Origin of the sequence: Corynebacterium faecium, assembly GCF_027257105.1 — a bacterium.
In the GTDB taxonomy this organism is placed as follows: Bacteria; Actinomycetota; Actinomycetes; order Mycobacteriales; family Mycobacteriaceae; genus Corynebacterium; species Corynebacterium lehmanniae.
In genome coordinates this window covers 229,552-248,507 of record NZ_JAPYJX010000003.1, presented here as the reverse complement: position 1 = coordinate 248,507, position 18,956 = coordinate 229,552, and the positions used below count along the sequence as shown (strand labels likewise).

Below are 18,956 nucleotides of genomic sequence, written 5' to 3'. Positions count from 1 at the left end.
GCGTGGATAATGGCGCCCATGGCAATTGTGAAGATCAACGCGATCACTGTCCCTGAAGGTGCCGGCGCGGAGCTGGAGCGCCGGTTTGCTGCCCGCAAGCACTCCATCGACGGCCACCCCGGCTTCGAGGGTTTCCAGCTGCTGCGCCCGGTCAAGGGCGAGGACCGTTACTTCGTGGTCACCCGCTGGGCCGACGAAGAGTCCTACAGCGCGTGGTGGGAGGGCGCGGGCCGCGCCGGGCACGGCGAGTCGAAGGACGCCTATAGTGAAAAGCCCCGCAAGCCGGTCTCGCAGTCCGCAGACCTGTTGGAATTCGAGGTCGTGCTCGACTCCCTCGAGCAGGACTAACCCAGCTTGCCTCGGCCGAGGCGCAGCAGGATCTGCGCCAGGCCGGGGCCTTCCTCGCCCAGTTCGTCGCGGAACTGGTTGATAATGGCCACCTCGCGCGTGTGCACCAGGCGGGTGCCGCCCGATCCCATGCGGGTTTTGCCGATGGCGCTGGAGATCTCGCTGCGGCGTTTCACCGCGTCGAGGATCACGCGGTCGAGCCGGTCGATCTCCTTGCGGTACGCCTGAATCTCCGCGTCCGAGAGTGGGTCATCTGTGCCGGAAGGCATGCGGATTTCAAGCTCGCTCATGGCTGACCATTATGCCAGTTCGAACACCCGCGCGGGTGATGTCGGAGGCGTTAGTACAGTAACGGCCATGACTGATCTGACCCTGGGTTTGAATCCGCAGCAGCAGGCCGCCGTCGTCCATGAAGGCAGCCCGCTGCTTATCGTCGCGGGCGCGGGTTCCGGCAAGACGGCGGTGCTCACCCGCCGCATTGCCTACCTGCTGCACAACCGCGGCGTGGCGCCGTGGCAGATCCTGGCCATCACCTTCACCAACAAGGCGGCCGCGGAGATGAAGGAGCGCGTGGGCCAGCTGGTCGGCCCCGAAGCGGAGCGGATGTGGGTGGCCACCTTCCACTCGGTGTGCGTGCGCATCCTGCGCCAGCAGGCCCAGCTGGTGCCGGGGCTGAACACCAACTTCACCATCTACGACTCGGATGATTCGCGCCGACTTTTGGGCATGATTGCCAAGGACTTCAACCTGGATTTGAAGAAGTTCACGCCCCGCACCCTGGCAAACGGGATCTCCAATCTGAAAAACGAGCTGATCGGCCCGGAGGAGGCGCTGGCGAACGCGGAGCGCACACACAACCCGTTCGAGACCACGGTGGCCAAGGTGTACGTGGAGTACCAGCGTCGCCTGCGCCAGTCCAACGCGCTGGACTTCGACGACCTGATCGGCGAGGTCGTGCGCATCTTCAAGGAACACCCGCAGGTCACCGACTACTACCGCCGCCGCTTCCGCCACGTGCTTGTGGACGAGTACCAGGACACCAACCACGCCCAGTACGAGCTCATCCACACTCTTGTCGGCGACGGCCCGGACGCGCCGGAGCTGGCGGTCGTGGGCGATTCGGACCAGTCCATTTACGCGTTCCGCGGCGCGACCATCCGCAACATCGAGGAATTCGAGCGCGACTACCCGAGCGCCACCACGATCATGCTGGAGCAGAATTACCGCTCCACGCAGAACATCCTGGGCGCGGCGAACGCGGTGATCGCGCAGAACGAGGGCCGACGCCCGAAGAAGCTGTGGACGGACCAGGGCTCCGGCGAGAAGATCGTCGGCTACGTCGCGGACAACGAGCACGACGAGGCGCGCTTCATCGCCTCCGAGATTGACACCCTGGCCGACAGGGGAGTGCCGTACTCGGACATGGCGGTGATGTACCGCACGAACAACGCCTCGCGCGCGCTCGAGGACATCTTCATCCGCTCCGGCATCCCGTACAAGGTCGTCGGCGGCACGCGCTTCTACGAGCGCCGCGAGATCCGGGACATCGTCGCCTACCTCAAGGTCCTGGAGAACCCGGACGACACGGTGAGCATGCGCCGCATCGTCAACGTGCCAAAGCGCGGCATCGGCGACAAGGCGCAATCGATGGTGGCGCTGCACGCAGAAAACAACAACCAAAGCTTCGGGCGCTCGCTTGTCGACGCCACCTCCGGCAACGTCGACATGCTTGCCAAGGCCGCGACCAACTCGATCACGCGCTTTGTGGAGATGATCCGCCAGATCCGCGACGACATGCCGTCGATGCGCAATGAGGCCACGGGCATGCCGGACCTGGGCGCCCTGATCACCCGGGTGTTGGACGACACGGGCTACCGCGCCGAGCTGGAGGCGTCGAACGACCCGCAGGACGGCGCGCGCCTGGACAACCTCAATGAGCTGGTCTCTGTGGCCCGGGAGTTCTCCTCCGAGGCCGCCAACCAGGTGGCGTACATGACCGACGAGGAGCTCAACGAGGTGATGCAGGAAGGCGAGCCCGCGCCGGGATCCCTGCAGGCCTTCTTGGAGAAGGTCTCCCTGGTGGCGGACGCGGACCAGCTGCCGGAGCACGAGCAAGGCGTGGTCACGCTGATGACGCTGCACACGGCGAAGGGCCTGGAGTTCCCGGTGGTGTTCGTCACCGGGTGGGAGGACGGGCAGTTCCCGCACCTGCGGGCGTTGGGGGATCCGGCGGAACTCGCCGAGGAGCGTCGCCTGGCGTACGTGGGCATCACCCGCGCCAAGGAGCAGCTCTACCTCACCCGCGCGATCCTGCGCGCCTCTTGGGGCTCTCCGGTGACCAACCCTGCCAGCCGCTTCCTCGCAGAGGTCCCGGAGGACCTCATCGACTGGCGCAGGTTGGAACCGGAGCGCTCATTCAGTTCTGACGCGTGGGGCGCACCCACTCGTTCCCGCCCGCCGGCCCGCTCCCGCCGGGGCGGTTCCGGGGCCAGGGTGCACAAGAACCTCAACCTCGCCGTGGGCGACCGGGTCAATCACGCCAAGTACGGGCTCGGCACCGTGATGGCGGTTGAGGGCTCAGGCGTGCGGGAGACGGTGACGATTGACTTCGGCTCCTCGGGCACCGTCCGTTTGATGACGATCGGCGGCGTGCCCATGGAGAAGCTCTAGCCCGCTAGATCTTGATGCCTTGGGCGGCGAACCACGGCACCGGGTCCACCTGGTTCACGCCGTCTGGCTTGATCTCGAAGTGGAGGTGCGGGCCGGTGGACTGGCCCTCGCTACCGATGGAGGCGATCTTCTGCCCGGCGGTGACGCGCTGGCCCACGGAGACGTCGTAGTAGCGCATGTGGCCGTAGACGGACACCTCGCCGCCGTCGTGCTTGATGACCACCCAGTTGCCGAAGCCGCGTGCCGGGCCCGCGGCAATGACGGTGCCGTCCATGACGGAGTAGATCGGGGTGCCCAGGTCGTTGGCGATATCGATGCCTTGGTGCACGGTGCCCCAGCGGGGTCCGAATCCGGAGGTGAAGCGGCCGGAAGCCGGGGTGATCACGGCGCGGCCGTCGGCGGTGCGGCCACGCTGCGGGGCCACCCAGTCGCTGCCCTTCGCCGGTGCGAACGCGGCGGCGAGCGGAGCCTCGAGTGCGCGCGGGTCGTAGACGATCTTGTAGTCGCCTGCGGTAATTGTTGCGCCGCTTTCCTTGATGGCGCCAGCGGCCTTCGCTACTGCGCCCAGGGCCTGGCCCGCGTCGGAGACGGTTGCGCCACCCACAGTGACGGTCAGGGCGGTAGCAGGCGCGGGCGCGAGGGTGAGCGCCATTGCTGCTGCGGCCGAGACGGCTGCGATGCTCGAAGTGAGACGTCGGTTCATGTTTGGGGGATACCTTTTCTAACTCTGTAGAGGGCTAGGCGCGGTCTCGGCCACGCACACAGGCAGAGAATCTAACCGGCGAAATGAGCCCTGGCAATGCTGTGACGTGCACGTTTGTTCGAATCTGGGGGATAACTTAGGCGTCCGTCCAGCTCACCCGGCGTGTTGCTGATGTGAAAATTGTTGCGCGTGGTATTAGAGGTCGGGGGTAGGGCGTTTACCCCCGTCAAAGAGGCTGCGCGCGTCAACTGCGCAAAAACGGGACCTCCCGCGCGTCGAAAAGCGCGGAAGGCCCCGTTGGAAAAGGGCTGAAATGTTTAGAGGCCGATGCCTCGGGCTGCGAGCCACGGAGCTGGATCGGACGGGGTGGCGCCGTCCGACCAGATCTCAAAGTGGAGGTGGGAGCCGGTGGAGAAGCCCTCGCTGCCCATGCCGGCGATGAGCTGACCGGGCTGCACAACCTCGCCGACGGCGACGTAGAGGGACTGCATGTGGCCGTAAACGGAGATGGAGCCGTCCTCGTGGCGGATACGGATCCAGTTGCCGAAGCCCTGCGCCGGGCCGGAGTCGATCACGGTGCCAGCGGCAACTGCGCGGATCGGGGTGCCCGGGGTGTTGGCGATGTCGACGCCGTTGTGCATCGAGCCCCAGCGCATACCAAAGCCCGAGGTGAAGGCACCCTCGGCCGGCTTAGTAAACAGCGGCGCGCGGGCGGCTTCGTCCAGGCGGGCAACCTCGTCGGAGTGCTGGATAGCCTTGTCCAGCTGCTCGGTGAGGTTCTCCACCGGCTTGTATTCGGCGATGGAGAGGATCTGCGGGGTCTCCTCGGCGGAAGCCTCGTCCACTCCCGGATCGGCGCTCTGGAGCTCGTCGGCGTCTGCGGCGAGCTTGATGTTCTGTCCCTGCTCGGCGTCCTGGTTGCTGGTGAGGGGACCGGCGACCAGGCCGGAGAAACCAGCGGTGGACACAGCGCCAGTGGCTGCTGCGACGACGGCAACGCGCCCCTTGTTGGGGGACTGCTTGCGGTGCTTGCCGCCCTGCTTCTTGGAGTTGAACATGAGCCCTCTTTGAGATCTTCCGTTGGCCATCTCCTCCGCTGTTCACAGCGGAATCGTGACCTTCCTGTTATCTACGAGAGGTTACTGTAACGAATCGGTCTCGTCGGAGCAAGACAGAAGCTGAAATATTTCTTAAATCGTGCTTATTCGGGCGAACGTTACACCCCCGCCGCGTTAGAGATGTGCGCCACGCCGTTGCGTAGCGGCGATGAACCGCCGCATTTCGCCAGGTGACGCCGCCAGGCAGCGGGCCGGGCGGGTGTCACTGTGGTGGGGGTTGTCGCCGGGGTGGCAGAGTAGGACGCGATGAGCACCACACCCAATCAGAGGCCGCGCCAGTCGGATGCGCGCCGTCAGCGTCGCAAAGGCGCAGCCAAGCGGAAGATCACGGGCGTCAAACGCCCGGCTGCGAACGACAAGGTGCCTGCCACCGCCAAAGAGAGGGTGCGCCACTACCTGCCGTACGCGCTCGTGCCGAACCTGGCGCTGGTGCTTGGGCTTGTCGCGCTGTGCTTCGCGGTCATCCTCATCGCCGGCTGGAGCCTCACGTATTTCCCCGGCGCTGTCGGCGAGGCATGGTTCGCTCTCCACGGCGTGCCTTTGCTTATCGACGGCGTCTCGCTCACCGCAATGCCTCTCCTTCCCGCGGTAGGGGTGGCCGCCGTGGTGGCGGTGCAGGTGCGCAAAGCCACCGCGGGCCGCGTCAGCGTGCTGGATCTGCTGACGCTGCTCGGGCTCGCGCTCGGCCTGCCGCTGCTAATCAGCGCCATCGCGCTGTTCATGGTGTTCGACGCCTCGCACGTATACCCGGTGGGGATGCCGCCCGTCGTCGCGGCGTTCGTCTACCCGCTGATCGTGCACCTGGTGGGCTTCATCATCGGCGTGCGGCGCGTGGTGTGGCACGCGCTGGCCAAGCGCAGCGGCGTCCCGGCGGAGGCGGTGGACGCGGGGGCGCACGCGGCGAACCTCATTCTCCGCCTGATTGCCGCGGCCACGGTGGTCTTCCTCGTCGCCCTCGCGTTCGGCTACGGCCGCGTTAGCGAGCTGGTCTCCCAGTTCCCGCAGCTCGGGGTCGGCGGGGCAGTAGCCCTGGTGGTCTTGAGTCTGCTGTACCTGCCCAACGCGGCGGTCGCGCAGCTCGCGGTGCTGCTCGGCGGCAGCTTCGAGGCCGCCGGCGCGGGCGTGAGCCTGTTCGCCACCTCCAACGTGGCCTACCCGCCGCTGCCGCTGTTCGCGGCGATCCCGGCGGAAATGCCGCAGTGGGCACCGGTGCTGCTGATTGTGCCGGCGGCGGTGCTTGCGCACGCGTTCGTCGTCAAGCCTTTGAGCCTCGAAAGCGTCGCTGCGGCCGCCACGTGGGCCGCCCTGATGGGAGCGCTGCTGGGCATCTTCTCGTCCGGGGGTGCCGGGGCTTACGGGCTTGTCGGCGCGGATCCGTTCGCGCTCGCATTGTCCCTGTTTATTTGGGTCGCGCTGACGGGCGCGCTTGTGCGCGGCGTGGCGCTGGTGAGGCAACGCGCATCCGCGCGAAGCGGTAGTTAGACTTGGGTGTGTGAGTGACTCTGCGAAATCGGTGGCCGTCCTCGCGTCGGGCACCGGCACCCTGCTGAAAGCGATCATCGATAACCAGGAGAACCGCTACCGCGTCGACCTCGTGGTGGCGGATCAAATTTGTCCGGCACTGCAACGCGCCAAAAATGCCGGCATTCGCACCGCCGTGGTGCCGATGGAAACCAACCGCAACGCCTGGAACGACAAAATGGTGGCCGCAGTGGCCTCCGTCGAGCCGGACTTGGTGGTTTCCGCCGGCTTCATGCGGCTGCTCGGCCCGGCGTTCGTGCAGGAATTTGAGGGGCGCACGATCAACGCCCACCCGTCCCTTTTGCCCTCGTTCCCGGGCGCGCACGCGGTGCGCGACGCGCTGGAGCACGGGGTGAAGGTCACCGGCTGCACGGTGCACTACGTGGACGCAGGCCTGGACAGCGGCGAGATCATCGCCCAGCGCGCCGTTGAGGTGCAGCCGGGGGACACGGAGTCGGAGCTCCACGAGCGTATTAAGAAGGTGGAGCGCGAGCAGATCGTTCATCTGCTGCACAACGTCGAAATTGTCAATGGAAAGGCTGTCTTCAATGTCTAAGCGGGAAATTAAGCGCGCTCTGATCAGCGTCTACGACAAGACCGGGTTGGAGGAGCTCGCCCGCGCGCTTGGCCAGGCGGGCGTGGAGATCGTCTCCACCGGCTCCACCGCGAAGCGCATCGCTGACGCGGGTGTGGCGGTCACCGAGGTTGCGGACGTGACCGGCTTCCCGGAGGTGCTCGACGGCCGCGTGAAGACGCTGCACCCGCGCGTGCACTCCGGCATCCTCGCGGACCTGCGCAAGGACAGCCACGTGGACCAGCTGCAGGAGCTGGGCATCGAGCCGTTCGATCTCGTCGTGGTCAACCTTTACCCGTTCGAGGAGACCGTCGCGTCCGGCGCCAGCTTCGACGAGTGCGTCGAGCAGATCGACATCGGCGGTCCGTCCATGGTCCGCGCCGCGGCGAAGAACCACCCGTCGGTCGCCGTCGTCACCTCGCCTGCGCGCTACGGCGAGGTCGTCGAGGCCGTCAAGGGCGGCGGCTTCGACCTTGACCAGCGCAAGCAGCTCGCTCTCGAGGCATTTACGCACACTGCGCTTTACGACGCCGCGGTCTCCTCCTGGCTGTCCAACCAGCTCGGCGCGGACGCCTCCGGCGCCGACGAGACCACCACCCTGCGCTACGGCGAGAACCCGCACCAGGCCGCACGACTGGAAAACGAGGGCTGGGGCCTGGCTGCCGCCACCCAGCACGGCGGCAAGGAGATGAGCTACAACAACTACCAGGACGCCGACGCCGCGTGGCGCGCCGCCTGGGACCACGAGCGCCCGTGCGTGGCAATCATCAAGCACGCCAACCCCTGCGGCGTGGCCGTGTCCGACACCTCGATCGCGGACGCGCACAAGAAGGCCCACGCCTGCGACCCGGTGTCCGCCTACGGCGGCGTGATCGCTTGCAACCGCGAGGTCACCCTGGAGCTGGCGGAGCAGATCAAGCCGATCTTCACCGAGGTTGTCGTCGCACCGTCCTACGCAGCGGACGCGCTTGAGCTGCTGCAGACGAAGAAGAACCTGCGCATCCTCGAGGTCGAGCCGAAGCAGCCAGGCGAGGAGCGCAAGCAGATCGCCGGCGGCTGGCTCGTGCAGGAGCGCGACCGTTTCCAGGCCGAGGGCGACAACGCCGCCAACTGGACCCTCGCCGCCGGCGAGGCGGCCGACGAGCAGACGCTGGCGGATCTCGAATTCGCGTGGCGCGCAGTGCGCTGCGTGAAGTCGAATGCAATTCTGATCGCGGCCGAAGGGGCGTCGGTAGGCATTGGCATGGGCCAGGTCAACCGCGTGGACTCCGCGAAGCTTGCCGTGGACCGCGCCAACACCCTCGACGAGGGGCGCAACCGCACCAACGGTGCCGTGGCCGCCTCCGACGCGTTCTTCCCGTTCGCGGACGGGTTCCAGCTGCTGGCTGATTCCGGCGTGAAGGCCGTGGTGCAGCCCGGCGGCTCCATCCGCGACGAGGAAGTCATCGCCGCCGCTGAGGCCGCCGGCGTGACCATGTACCTGACCGGCACCCGCCACTTCGCCCACTAGAAAGACCGTTTCCCGTGCCCTCCAAGATTGCAGCCCTGGCCCTGACCGCGGGCCTGGCGTTCCCTATGTCATCGGTGCCGACGTACACGGCGATCGACCAGATTCCCGTGATCGGCCAGCCAATCGTGCAGGCCTACAACCAGCTGCCGCCGCAGGTGAAAAACGCCATCCGCCTGCCGCTGCCGCTGACCACCCCGAAGCCCGGCAAGGCGCAGCACGTCTCGTCCACGGTGGACGTCCAGGCGCAGCTGGACCGACTCGTGGCGGACGTGGTGGGGCGCCACGGCGGCCGCGCCACCGTGGCAGTGGGCAGCTTCACCGCCGGCGACAACCGGCCCGAGCCCGCGTTTTCCACGATGAAGGTGCCGCTGGCTATCGCCGCGCTGCGCCAGAGCCAGGCGTTCTACCCGGACGCTGAGGCCGCCGTGACCCGCTCCGACAACCCCGCCGCGCACCACATGTTCGGCCAGGTGCCTGCCGCTGGCTACGAGGGCGTGATCCGCGAAGCGGGCGCGCGCACGACCACCCCGGCCGGCTACCAAATGGGCACGCTGTGGACCACCAGCGACCAGGCCGAGTTCGCCTCGGGCTTGCGCTGCGTTGCGGGCCACGAGCCGGTGCTGGACATGATGGGACGCATCGTGGACTACCAGCACTGGGGCCTGGGCCGCATCGGCGGCGCCCGCTACAAGGGCGGCTGGAACTACCACGAAGGCGGGCACCTGGCCCGCCAGTTCGGCCTCATCCCGGGCCCGAACGGCGACATCGCCGTGGCAATCACCGCCCACAGCCCGAAGGGCCACGAGGGCAGCTTCGCCATGCTGAACGAGCTCGCGGACGGGCTCAACGCCATGCGCGGCGACCTGCCCACGTCGCGTTGTTAGGGGGTTGCCATGAATAACCAAGGCTCCAGCCAATGGAATCCGGACCAGACGTACTCCACGGATCCTGATATCGGACAAACCCAGCAGTTCGGCGCCGTGACGCAGCAGCAGTACGGACAGCCCGACGAGTACGCCTCCAGCTACCAGCAGCCGGAGAAGCGCGGCGGCCCGAGCCCGTGGCTCTACGTTCTGGGTGCGCTGCTGCTCGCCGCGCTTGTCGGCGTGTTGGCGTTCATGGGCGGCTCTGGTGCGTTTAACCGCTCCAGCGAGCCGGTGACGAGCACGGTGGTTGAGACTCGCACGCTGCCGAGGTCGGAGGCGCCCGAACAGCCCAGCAAGGAGCCAGCGAAGCGAACGTACTCGAACTACGCCCCGGACACGGACGTGACCACAGCAGGTTTCGCCACCAACGTTTACGAGGCGTTCCAGGAGTCCTACGGTCGCACTGGCACGGCAGATATGACGGTGTCGGTTTACAGCCCGGCCACCGGCATCACCTACCGCATGACCTGCTCTGGCGGGGAGACGGTGTACTGCACCGGCGGCAAGAACGCCCGGGTCAAGATTTGGTAGCTCGCCGGCACCTCGGACTCGCCGCAGCCGGCGCGCTGTTCTTGTCCGCCTGTTCCGGCGGCCACGAAACCGTGGTTGTCACCTCAACCGTTACGGAGGCGCCACCGTCGGCCCCCGATGAGCATTTGCCTCTCGACGCCACCGTCGCCCACGTCGAATCCTCCTACGGCGGCCAGCTGGGCGTTGCCACAGTAGGAAAGGAAGGGCCGGAATCGGCAGGTTTTACCGACCCGAGCCCCGCCTGGTCCACCATCAAGGTGCCCATCGCCGTGGCAGCTTTGCGCACCAACCCCGGACTCGAGCCAGACGCCCGTGCTGCGGTGAGTGCGTCCGACAACGCGGCGGCGCAGAGCCTCTTTGACGCCGTCGGATCAGAGGCCGTGAACTCGGTGCTCGCACAGGCGGGGATTGCTGCGCAGGTGAACACAGAACCGCTCCGCCCAGAGTTTTCCACGTTCGGGCAGACGCACCTCAGCGTGGCCGACGAAGCCGCGCTAGCGGACAAGCTCGCCTGTGCGGAAGGCGCCGAACCGGTGCTAGCGCTCATGGGGCAGGTGGAGCCTTCGCAGGCGTACGGACTGGGGACGGTCGGGGCGCTGTTCAAGGGCGGGTGGGGGCCGGACACCACCGGCGCATACCAGGTTCGGCAGTTCGGCCTCGTCCCGCGCGGCGACGGCACGTGGGCACCGGTCGCGCTCACGGCGTTGCCTGCGGACGGAACCTACGAAACGGGGCAGGCCATGCTCACCCTCGCCGCGGAAATACTCGCCAAGGATCTGGCGCAGTTGCCGGCTGCGGCCTGCCAGCCCTAGTTGTCTTCGTCCTTGCGGGAAACCAGGTCCACCAGCTCGAGCATGCGCTCGGTGCGGCGTTCCGGCAGATCCGTGTGGAGCACGTCTAGCACGGCGTCGGCGATGGTGACGGCGGGGGCGGGCAGGGCGTCGTCGACAAGCGGGTAGGGCGCGGTGCCTGTGTTGTCGCGCATTTCGATGGCCGCGAGCGTCATGTGGAACGGCAGGTCGATGCGCGGGTCGTCCTCGCCGACAATCTGCCCCGACAGCTTGCGGAAGATTCCCTCCAGCTCCTGGCGCGCCTCGTGGTACTCGGCGAACTCCTCGGACAAAAGCACAGGCAGTTGGTAGAGCCTGCCGATGTTCCAATTCGAGGACAGCAGGATGCGCGACTCTGCGGCCACGAGCGCCCACAGCTTCACCGCCGCCGACTCGTCGGTCTTTGCCAGATCCGACGCGAGCGCCAGCGCGGGCTGGATCGTGCCCATCAGCAGCGTGAGAAAGATGTCGCGCTTGGAGGGGAAGTGGTAGTACAGCGAGGCTTGGCGCATGCCCACCGCGTCCGCGATGTCGTGGGTGGAGGTGGTGGCGAAACCTTTGCGGGTGAACAGTTCGGAGGCGGCGTCGAGGATCTCTTCGCGCGCGGTGGCGCCTCTGCGGCGGGGGCTTTGCTTGCGTGGCCGTCCGACCGGTTTCGCCATGCCTTCCGTCCTTTCGGTGGGGCTCGCTAATTATGGTTGCGCGGGACAACTATAGACGAAAAGCACCCGCTCTCGACCCTCCGGGGAGGGGAGTGCGGGTGCTTGAAAGAGCCGAAGACTCTACGCTGTCATCGTCAACCGGCTAATTAGCGGGTGGTGAACGGCAGAAGAGCCATCTCGCGCGCGTTTTTCACAGCGGTAGCGACCTGGCGCTGCTGCTGCGGGGTCAGACCCGTGACGCGGCGGGAACGGATCTTGTGGCGGTCGGAGATGAACAGACGCAGGGTCTCAACATCCTTGTAGTCGACCGACTCGATGCCCTTCGCCTTCAGCGGGTTCTTCTTCGGGCGGCGGGACTGCTCAATGCGCGGCTTACGCGAATTGTTGCGCTTCATAATGTGAGTCCTCCTTACCACGAAGACTTACGGACGCCAGGCAGCTCACCACGGTGAGCCATCTCGCGCATACGGACACGGGACACACCGAACTTGCGGAGGTAGCCACGGGGGCGACCGTCACGCGAGTCACGGTTGCGCACGCGAACCGGGGAGGCGTCGCGCGGCTGACGGTTGAGCTCGAACTGTGCATCAAGACGGTCCTCGTCAGAGGTCTCCGGGTTCTTGATGATGGCCTTGAGCTCCTGACGACGCTCCGCGTAGCGGGCGACGATCTCTTTACGCTGCTCGTTCTTAGCGATCTTGGATTTCTTCGCCATGAATTATCGCTCCTCGCGGAATTCGACGTGCTTGCGAACAACCGGGTCGTACTTCTTCAGAGAGATGCGATCCGGGTTGTTGCGCTTGTTCTTGCGGGTCACATAGGTGAAACCGGTGCCCGCAGTGGACTTGAGCTTGATGATCGGGCGGATATCGTTACGTGCCATTAGATCTTCTCACCTCGTGCGCGGATCTGAGCGACGACGGACTCGATGCCGTCGCGGTCGATGATCTTCAGACCCTTGGTGGAGACGTTCAGGGTGATGGTACGGCCCTCGGAGGGCAGGTAGAACCGGCGCTTCTGCACGTTGGGGTTCCAACGGCGCGAGTGGCGGCGGTGCGAGTGCGAGACGGTCTTGCCGAAAGACGGCTTACGTCCCGTGACCTGGCAATGTGCCGACATGGGTTAGCTTCCTTACTCTTCTTGCCGCCCACGACACGATCGCTATGTGAGGTAAAGCGCCAGGTGAGAAGCGGAGTGAGGGTCCGCGACCAGCGCAAGTGCAATCGGTTGACGCAGGCGTAAACGTGTACTTCGACAACAGCGAGAGACAACCATACCGTCTTAGGCCTCTATCTCATAATCGCGTCTGGCTGGCTTTTCTCTAGCCTGCCGCCAGCAATGCAGCGGTGGCGGCAGTGACGGCTACCGGGGCGAGCACTAGGCCCCACAGGATGAAGTGGCGCCAGGGCACCGCGGCCCCTGCCCGCTTCAGCTGGTCCGCCCAGAGCAAGGTGGCTAGCGACGCCCAAGGTGTCACCAGCGGGCCGGCATTGACGCCGATGAGTAGGGCCATCACGCCGTCTTGGCCGCCGGCCGCGGGCTCGAGCGCGAGGAATGCGGGCAGGTTGTTGATGCCGTTGGCGAGAAGAGCGCCCGCCGCGGCGATGGCGCCGGGGTGCGCGCCGTCGAGAAGGCCCACCGCAGCGGCAACGGCATCGACGTGGAGGGCCAGCGCCGCTGCGGCTGAGAGTGCGGCCGCGAGGAGCAGCGCGTGCCACGGGATCAGCGAAGCGGCACCTGCCTTGCGGCCGTTCGTGCCCACCGCGAACCACATCGCAACAGCGGCGAGGCTGCCGGTGAGCCAATAGGGAACCGGGCTCAGCAGCGCGGCGACGGTTGCGCCGAGGACAATCAGCGCCGGCGTCGGTCGCGCAACCGCCGTCGGTGCATCGTTGGGAGCGGAGCTGGCGCCACGGTAAATAAGGCGGGCGCTGTATGCGGCCGCAACGGCAACCGCGATCGCCGCGGCGGCGGGCGCGGCGGCCGCACGGATGTAGTCGTGGTTGGAGCTGAATGCGCCGCCGCTGAGCGCCAGGAGGTTAGTCAGGTTCGACACAGGCAGCGGCATGGAGGCGAGGTTGGCAATCCAGACGACCGACAACGCCACCGCGGGCTGCGGAAGCCGGAAGCGGGACGCCAGCTGCACGGCGAGCGGGGTGAGCATTATGGCCGTGGTGTCGAGGGAGAAGAACACTGTCGACACTGTTGCCAATGCCAGAAATCCAGCGAACACCGCCTCGCGGCTGCTTGTGCCGCGTTCGAGTGCTGACACGAGCCACTCGAACATGCGGACGCGCGCGGCCAGGTTCACCACGGCAGACATCCCAGCGGCAAAGGTGAGTACAGGTATCAGGCGTGCAGCGAGTGCGACAGCGTCGGCTGAGCTGGCGGCAGTGAGGCCGGCAAACGCCGCAATCGCGGCGGCGGGTAAAAGGAATCGTTGGTGTGGCATGGGGAGGGGGACCGGAGGGGCGTCGATAGGCAAAGTGCGCAATTAGGTAAACGCGCACGTGAACTGTAAGATACTGCGGGTTATCCGGCGACCGTCGGATGAAAAGACCATTTCGCACCCAACTCGGGCACGATCCGCGGGACTTCGCGGAACCGACCCGTAGTTCAATCCTGAGGGAGACGAATCTAATGAAGAAGGATATTCACCCGGATTACCACCCGGTGATTTTCCAGGACGCAAACACGGGCCACAAGTTCCTGACGCGCTCCACCCTGACCTCCGCACGCACTGAGCAGTGGGAAGACGGCAACGAGTACCCGCTCGTGGTCGTGGACGTCACCGCCGAGTCCCACCCGTTCTGGACCGGCGCGCAGCGTCTCATGGACACCGCCGGCCGCGTGGAGAAGTTCAACCAGCGTTTCGGCGGCATGGCCCGCCGCAAGAAGAAGGCCAACTAGAGGGGATAAAGGAGACTCGTCATGGCAACACCGAAGTTCAAAAAGTCCCGCGCGAACACGCGCATGCGTCGTTCCCAGTGGAAGGCCGACAACGCCGACCTGCAGACCGTCAAGGTCGACGGCCAGGAGGTGCGCATCCCGCGCCGCCTGATCAAGGCCGCTCAGGCTGGTCTGATCGACGTCGAGCAGTTCTAAGCTTTTAAGGGTCGTATTAGACCCGTTGAACTAACCGGGATCCCCAGGTGGGACCCGGTTTTTTCAGCTCAATTCAACTCTGAGTAGAAAATAAGTCATAATAATCCTATGAAGATTCTCGTAGCCGACGACGAGCAGGCTGTCCGCGAGTCGCTCCGACGCTCGCTCCGCTTCAACGGATACGACGTGGTGCTCGCCGTAGACGGCGAAGACGCGCTCGATCAGATCCGCATTGAGCAGCCAGACCTGACCATCCTCGACCTTATGATGCCCAAGCTCGACGGCCTGGGCGTCTGCCGTACCCTGCGCTCCTCCGGGTACGACGGGCCGATCCTCATGCTCACGGCTCGCGACGGTGTGTCCGACCGCGTGGCCGGCCTGGATGCGGGCGCGGACGACTACCTGCCCAAGCCCTTCGCCCTGGAGGAGCTGCTGGCGCGCGTGGGGTCGCTGCTGCGCCGCACCCGCTCCGAAGCACGCAAGGCGGCGGAGAAGGACCAGACCCGCCTGCAGTTCGAGGACCTGGTCATGGACACCTCCACCCGCGACGTCACCCGTGCAGGCCGCGCCATCTCGCTGACCCGCACCGAGTTTGCGCTGCTGCACCTGCTGCTGCAGAACCCGCGCCATGTGCTTGCCCGCCAGACCATCCTGGAAGAAGTGTGGGGCTACGACTTCCCGACGTCTGGCAACGCGCTCGAGGTCTACATCGGCTACCTGCGTCGCAAGACTGAAGCAGGCGGCGAATCGCGCCTGATCCACACCGTCCGCGGCGTCGGCTACGTGCTGCGGGAGACCGCTCCGTGATCTTGCGGCGCTTCACAGGCGAAGCTGAGCCGCAGGGGCAGGCTGGCACAGGCCGGTCCCTGCGCAACAGCTTGGCCGTACTCGCCGGCGGCATCGTCGCCGTGGTCATTCTGCTGACCGCGCTGTTTACCTACCGGCTGTCAGAAACGACTCGTCTGACCGTCATGGACGACGACCTGCGCACCCGCAGCTACGGCGTGTCGCTGCAGCTGAAGGACCTGGATTCGGACGACCGGGAGGGCTTTGAAAAGGCCCTCGCCGAGTTTCGCCGCGCAACCCCGTGGGCGAAAGTCTCGGCCGCGCCCGCTGGTTCCAACGTGTTCTACGGCGACCCGGTGCCGGTGGCGGGGCCGTACGCGGCGACGTCGTCAGGCGACATGCTCTCCCAGCACACCGTGGCGGGGGAGCGCGTCGTGGTGCGCCGCAGCACCTCCGGTGTCACCGTGGCCATGTCGCAGCCGCTGGACGTGTTCAGCATTGTCTCCGGCAGCTGGGGTGCAGCCGCGCTGGTGATTGCGGGTACCGGGGGTTTGCTCGCCTGGATCGCGGGCGCGGCGATTTCCGCCGTCGGCCTCCGCCCCGTGCGCAGACTGCACAGGGCTATCGACGCCGCGAACGAGTCCGACCAGCTCACCGAGCTCCCCGTCGACGGCAACGACGAGTTCGCTGAAATCACCACCTCCGTGAACAAGATGATCTCCACGCTGGAAGACTCGAAGACGCGCCAGGCGCAGCTTGTGGCGGACGCGGGCCACGAGCTGAAAACCCCGCTGACCTCGATGCGCACCAACATCGAGCTGTTGATGATGCTGTACAACTCCGGCCGGCAGGACCAGATCTCCGAGCCGGACCGAAAGGACCTAGAGCGCGACGTGATGGCGCAGATGGAGGAAATGTCTATCCTGATCGGCGACCTGGTCAACCTGGCGCGCGACGAAGCGCAGCAAGGTGCCGAGCCTGAGGACTTCCGTCTGGACGAAGTGCTGGAGGAAGCGCTCGACCGTGTGCGCCGCCGCCGCCCGGACCTGGCGTTCCAATTCGAGGCGGACCCGTGGGTCATCACCGGCGACCGGTTCGCCATGGGGCGCGCACCGATCAACCTCATCGACAACGCCGCGAAGTGGTCGCCGCAGGGTGGCACCGTGCGTGTGTCGCTGAAGGCGGCGAAGCGCAACGCGGTGCTCATCGTGGACGATTCCGGCCCCGGCATTCCGGCGGACCAGCGCGAGAAGGTGTTCGAGCGCTTCTACCGCGCGCCCGAGTCCCGGTCGATGCCGGGCTCCGGCCTGGGCCTGGCCATTGTGAAGCAGGTCTTCGACCGCCACAACGCGACCATCGTGGCGGAAGAATCCGATGACGGCGGCGCGCGCTTCCGCGTGGTGTTTCCGGGACGCCCGCCGGAGGTGGACGGCGCGGATGTGCAGGAGGCTCCCGCGGAGACCACCGCACGCGTGATCCCGCGCAAGAGCTACAGCTAGACCCGCAGGCCAGCGCACACAGCAATCGTCCAGCAAACATTGCGAATTACGGTGCATGCCCTCAAGACCTGCCACAGGACGGCGGTGCATAATAACCCCTCATGAGTGAACTGAACTATCCGGGAGACACCGCAAGTTTCCCGGCAAACAACGGTGTCTACCAGGTGCAACCGCAGCCCCAGGGGCAGCAGGAGCGTCGCGGTAAAGGCATCGGCGCGGCGTTCGCCGTCGCGCTGACAACTGCGCTGGTCGCCGGCGGCGGCGCCGGGTACCTCGCCGGGTCATCCCAGTCTGACAACGCGGCGGAAACGGCGGCGTCGAATTCGCCGTCCAGCAGCGTGTCGTCTGCAAGCGATTCGCAGGGCGAGCTGCGCAACCCGACCGTCGCGGACCCGGCCGAGGCACCCGAGGGCTCCGTGGAGCAGGTGGCGGCCGCGGTGCTGCCTGCGGTGGTCTCCATTGAGGTGGACACGCCCCGCGGCAGTGCGGAAGGCTCCGGCTCCATCATCTCCGCGGACGGCTACGTGCTGACAAACCACCACGTCATTGCCGGAGCGGAAACGCCAGGTTCGGAGGTGCAGGTCACGCTTAACGACGGCTCACGCCACAGCGCACAGTTTGTCGCCTCCGACGTCAACACCGATGTCGGCGTGCTGAAGATCGACGACGTGCACGACCTGCCGGTGATGCAGTTCGGCAACTCCGACGAGCTGCGCGTGGGCCAGGAGGTCGTCGCGGTGGGCTCCCCGCTGGGGCTGTCCGCGACGGTGACCAGCGGCATCGTCTCCGCGCTGAACCGGCCGGTGCGCGCTTCCCAGGGCGGCGGCGAGAGCTCGCTCATGGACGGCATCCAGACCGACGCGGCGATCAACCCCGGCAACTCCGGCGGGCCCCTGGTGGACCGCAACGGCAAACTCATCGGCATGAACTCCGCTATCGCTTCGCTGTCCTCGGGCGGCATGAGCCAAGGTGGCCAGGGCGGCTCCATCGGCCTCGGCTTCGCCATCCCGTCGAACTTTGCCAAGCGCGTCGCTGACCAGCTCATTGAAAAGGGCGAGGCCACGCAGCCGATGCTTGGCGTGCGCGTGAGCGTCATGCAGAGCCTCAGCGGCGGCGCCGTGGTGGCGGGGGTGGAGCCGGACAGCCCCGGCGAGAAGGCCGGCCTGAAGCCGGGCGATGTGATCACCCGCCTCAACGACCGGCCCATCGACTCTGCTGACGCCCTCATCGCCGCGACGCGCTCCAAAGCGTTTGGAGAGACGGTGACGCTGCAGGTGCAGCGGGAGGGGGAGTCTGAGTCGGTTCCGGTAGAGGTGACCTTGAGTTCCGAGTAACTTCTTATCTGTCCAATTCGCCCCGTTTTGTGCCAAGGGAGTCTGACCACGATGCCGGAACTGTTTGACGCGCTCGACATCACCGAGCCGGACGATGCGACGCTGCGCGCCTCAGAGCTGGAGAGCGACTCCCCGACGTCGCCCTGCGCGATCGTCGTGCTGGTGGGCGACCGCCGCTACGACGCGCCGGGCGACAACACCGACGAGATGGTGGTGGAGCTGCTCCGCGAGGTCGGCTACCAGGTCGACGGCGTGGTGCGCGTGAAGTCGAAGAAGTCCGAGATCCGCAAGGCCATTGAGACCGGCGTTGTCGGCGGCGTGGACCTCGTGCTCACCCTCGGCGGCACCGGCGTGGGCCCGCGCGACAAGACCCCGGAGGCGACCCGCGCGGTCATCGACAAGGTGGTGCCGGGTGTCAGCCAGGCCCTCCGCGCGTCCGGCCAGGCGTGCGGTGCCGTGGACGCGTGCACCTCGCGCGGCATCTGCGGCGTGTCCGGCTCCACTGTCGTGGTGAACCTCGCGTCGTCGCGCCAGGCGATCCGCGACGGCGTATCGACGGCAGCTCCGCTCGTGCGCCACCTCATCGACGAGCTGAACCAGCACTCGGTCTAGGCCAGGGCAGAGGGTTTCATGGAGCGCAAGCGCAGGCGCGCTGTACGCAAGGCGGACGTGGACTACGACCGCTCCGCGGACGCCGCGCCGAATACGCAGGCAAACGAAAACCCGGCTCTGGACGCTGAGCGCGAGGTGCTGCTCGGCGACGAAGAGCCGGGTTTGACGGGCCGCGATTTTTATGAGGCGGAGCGGCCGCCGCACTACGGGGACTAGCTTTCAGCCAG

The 18,956-nt window shown here is 66.4% G+C and carries 24 protein-coding genes; 15 read left to right on the top strand and 9 right to left on the bottom strand.

Translation table 11 applies throughout. The annotated features are described in order from the left end of the window. Positions 1–18: 18 nt before the first annotated feature. Complete coding sequence (locus O5O53_RS04710) at positions 19–348, top strand: antibiotic biosynthesis monooxygenase family protein (RefSeq protein WP_239307337.1); 330 nt, start codon at positions 19–21, stop codon at positions 346–348. Here O5O53_RS04710 and O5O53_RS04705 read toward each other — a convergent pair. Beyond that, the gene (locus tag O5O53_RS04705) at positions 345–638 is read right to left on the bottom strand and encodes a chorismate mutase (protein WP_070472910.1); all 294 of its coding nucleotides are present in this window, start codon (positions 636–638) and stop codon (positions 345–347) included. The genes O5O53_RS04710 and O5O53_RS04705 overlap by 4 nt on opposite strands. Here O5O53_RS04705 and pcrA point away from each other — a divergent pair. Further along, the gene (gene pcrA, locus O5O53_RS04700) at positions 577–3,018 is read left to right on the top strand and encodes a DNA helicase PcrA (RefSeq protein ID WP_437177843.1); all 2,442 of its coding nucleotides are present in this window, start codon (positions 577–579) and stop codon (positions 3,016–3,018) included. The two genes, O5O53_RS04705 and pcrA, sit on opposite strands and share 62 nt — an antisense overlap. Positions 3,019–3,022: 4 nt before the next feature. Here the strand turns inward: pcrA and O5O53_RS04695 are convergent, their stop codons facing one another. Both O5O53_RS04695 and O5O53_RS04690 read right to left on the bottom strand, forming a co-directional pair. Then, positions 3,023–3,721: a M23 family metallopeptidase gene (locus O5O53_RS04695; protein WP_269509463.1), complete on the bottom strand. Its 699-nt coding sequence runs from the start codon at positions 3,719–3,721 to the stop codon at positions 3,023–3,025. A gap of 317 nt (positions 3,722–4,038) precedes the next feature. Continuing rightward, complete coding sequence (locus tag O5O53_RS04690) at positions 4,039–4,779, bottom strand: M23 family metallopeptidase (RefSeq protein ID WP_269509461.1); 741 nt, start codon at positions 4,777–4,779, stop codon at positions 4,039–4,041. 306 nt (positions 4,780–5,085) lie between these two features. Here O5O53_RS04690 and O5O53_RS04685 point away from each other — a divergent pair, with 306 nt between their 5' ends. The 6 genes from O5O53_RS04685 to O5O53_RS04660 are packed head-to-tail and all read left to right on the top strand — an operon-like array spanning position 5,086 to position 10,713. Next, positions 5,086–6,321 (top strand): cell division protein PerM, encoded by a 1,236-nt coding sequence (locus O5O53_RS04685; protein WP_269509459.1) that lies wholly within the window; start codon positions 5,086–5,088, stop codon positions 6,319–6,321. A 10-nt stretch (positions 6,322–6,331) separates the two neighbouring features. After that, complete coding sequence (gene purN, locus O5O53_RS04680) at positions 6,332–6,916, top strand: phosphoribosylglycinamide formyltransferase (RefSeq protein ID WP_269509457.1); 585 nt, start codon at positions 6,332–6,334, stop codon at positions 6,914–6,916. Continuing rightward, positions 6,909–8,444, top strand: a complete 1,536-nt coding sequence (gene purH / locus O5O53_RS04675; protein ID WP_269509455.1) for a bifunctional phosphoribosylaminoimidazolecarboxamide formyltransferase/IMP cyclohydrolase — start codon at positions 6,909–6,911, stop codon at positions 8,442–8,444. The genes purN and purH overlap by 8 nt, the downstream gene beginning before the upstream one ends. A 14-nt stretch (positions 8,445–8,458) precedes the next feature. Next, positions 8,459–9,328: a serine hydrolase gene (locus tag O5O53_RS04670; RefSeq protein ID WP_269509454.1), complete on the top strand. Its 870-nt coding sequence runs from the start codon at positions 8,459–8,461 to the stop codon at positions 9,326–9,328. Between the two features lie 9 nt (positions 9,329–9,337). Continuing rightward, positions 9,338–9,901, top strand: a complete 564-nt coding sequence (locus tag O5O53_RS04665) for a hypothetical protein (protein WP_269509452.1) — start codon at positions 9,338–9,340, stop codon at positions 9,899–9,901. After that, positions 9,895–10,713: a serine hydrolase gene (locus O5O53_RS04660; RefSeq protein ID WP_269509450.1), complete on the top strand. Its 819-nt coding sequence runs from the start codon at positions 9,895–9,897 to the stop codon at positions 10,711–10,713. The genes O5O53_RS04665 and O5O53_RS04660 overlap by 7 nt, the downstream gene beginning before the upstream one ends. Here O5O53_RS04660 and O5O53_RS04655 read toward each other — a convergent pair. The 6 genes from O5O53_RS04655 to O5O53_RS04630 all read right to left on the bottom strand — a co-directional run bounded on the left by O5O53_RS04655 (position 10,710) and on the right by O5O53_RS04630 (position 13,845). Continuing rightward, positions 10,710–11,393, bottom strand: coding sequence for a TetR/AcrR family transcriptional regulator (locus O5O53_RS04655; RefSeq protein WP_269509448.1), 684 nt, complete (start codon positions 11,391–11,393; stop codon positions 10,710–10,712). The genes O5O53_RS04660 and O5O53_RS04655 overlap by 4 nt on opposite strands. 146 nt (positions 11,394–11,539) lie before the next feature. Beyond that, on the bottom strand, positions 11,540–11,791 hold the full coding sequence (rpsR, locus tag O5O53_RS04650) for a 30S ribosomal protein S18 (protein ID WP_172796731.1): 252 nt from the start codon (positions 11,789–11,791) through the stop codon (positions 11,540–11,542). Between the two features lie 11 nt (positions 11,792–11,802). Further along, positions 11,803–12,108, bottom strand: a complete 306-nt coding sequence (rpsN, locus tag O5O53_RS04645; RefSeq protein WP_239217378.1) for a 30S ribosomal protein S14 — start codon at positions 12,106–12,108, stop codon at positions 11,803–11,805. A 3-nt stretch (positions 12,109–12,111) separates the two neighbouring features. Next, positions 12,112–12,276, bottom strand: coding sequence for a 50S ribosomal protein L33 (gene rpmG / locus O5O53_RS04640; RefSeq protein WP_070362828.1), 165 nt, complete (start codon positions 12,274–12,276; stop codon positions 12,112–12,114). Next, positions 12,276–12,512, bottom strand: a complete 237-nt coding sequence (gene rpmB, locus O5O53_RS04635) for a 50S ribosomal protein L28 (protein ID WP_181888011.1) — start codon at positions 12,510–12,512, stop codon at positions 12,276–12,278. The genes rpmG and rpmB overlap by 1 nt, the downstream gene beginning before the upstream one ends. A 202-nt stretch (positions 12,513–12,714) precedes the next feature. After that, complete coding sequence (locus O5O53_RS04630; protein WP_269509446.1) at positions 12,715–13,845, bottom strand: SLC13 family permease; 1,131 nt, start codon at positions 13,843–13,845, stop codon at positions 12,715–12,717. A 188-nt stretch (positions 13,846–14,033) separates the two neighbouring features. On the opposite strand from O5O53_RS04630, the gene O5O53_RS04625 reads away from it, so the two are divergent. The 7 genes from O5O53_RS04625 to O5O53_RS04595 all read left to right on the top strand — a co-directional run bounded on the left by O5O53_RS04625 (position 14,034) and on the right by O5O53_RS04595 (position 18,945). Next, the gene (locus O5O53_RS04625) at positions 14,034–14,303 is read left to right on the top strand and encodes a type B 50S ribosomal protein L31 (RefSeq protein ID WP_181888012.1); all 270 of its coding nucleotides are present in this window, start codon (positions 14,034–14,036) and stop codon (positions 14,301–14,303) included. Between the two features lie 21 nt (positions 14,304–14,324). Then, positions 14,325–14,498, top strand: a complete 174-nt coding sequence (rpmF, locus tag O5O53_RS04620; RefSeq protein WP_181888013.1) for a 50S ribosomal protein L32 — start codon at positions 14,325–14,327, stop codon at positions 14,496–14,498. 108 nt (positions 14,499–14,606) lie between these two features. After that, positions 14,607–15,305, top strand: a complete 699-nt coding sequence (locus O5O53_RS04615) for a response regulator transcription factor (protein WP_181888014.1) — start codon at positions 14,607–14,609, stop codon at positions 15,303–15,305. After that, entirely contained in the window at positions 15,302–16,783 is a 1,482-nt protein-coding gene (locus O5O53_RS04610; protein ID WP_269509444.1) for a HAMP domain-containing sensor histidine kinase, read from the top strand. Before O5O53_RS04615 ends, O5O53_RS04610 begins: the two co-directional genes overlap by 4 nt. 101 nt (positions 16,784–16,884) lie before the next feature. Then, the gene (locus O5O53_RS04605) at positions 16,885–18,117 is read left to right on the top strand and encodes a S1C family serine protease (RefSeq protein WP_239307350.1); all 1,233 of its coding nucleotides are present in this window, start codon (positions 16,885–16,887) and stop codon (positions 18,115–18,117) included. A gap of 51 nt (positions 18,118–18,168) precedes the next feature. Next, entirely contained in the window at positions 18,169–18,729 is a 561-nt protein-coding gene (locus tag O5O53_RS04600) for a MogA/MoaB family molybdenum cofactor biosynthesis protein (RefSeq protein WP_181888017.1), read from the top strand. An 18-nt stretch (positions 18,730–18,747) separates the two neighbouring features. Then, positions 18,748–18,945 carry a hypothetical protein gene (locus O5O53_RS04595; protein WP_181888018.1) on the top strand — a complete coding sequence of 66 codons (198 nt, stop codon included), beginning with the start codon at positions 18,748–18,750 and terminating at the stop codon, positions 18,943–18,945. The last annotated feature ends 11 nt before the right edge of the window (positions 18,946–18,956 follow it).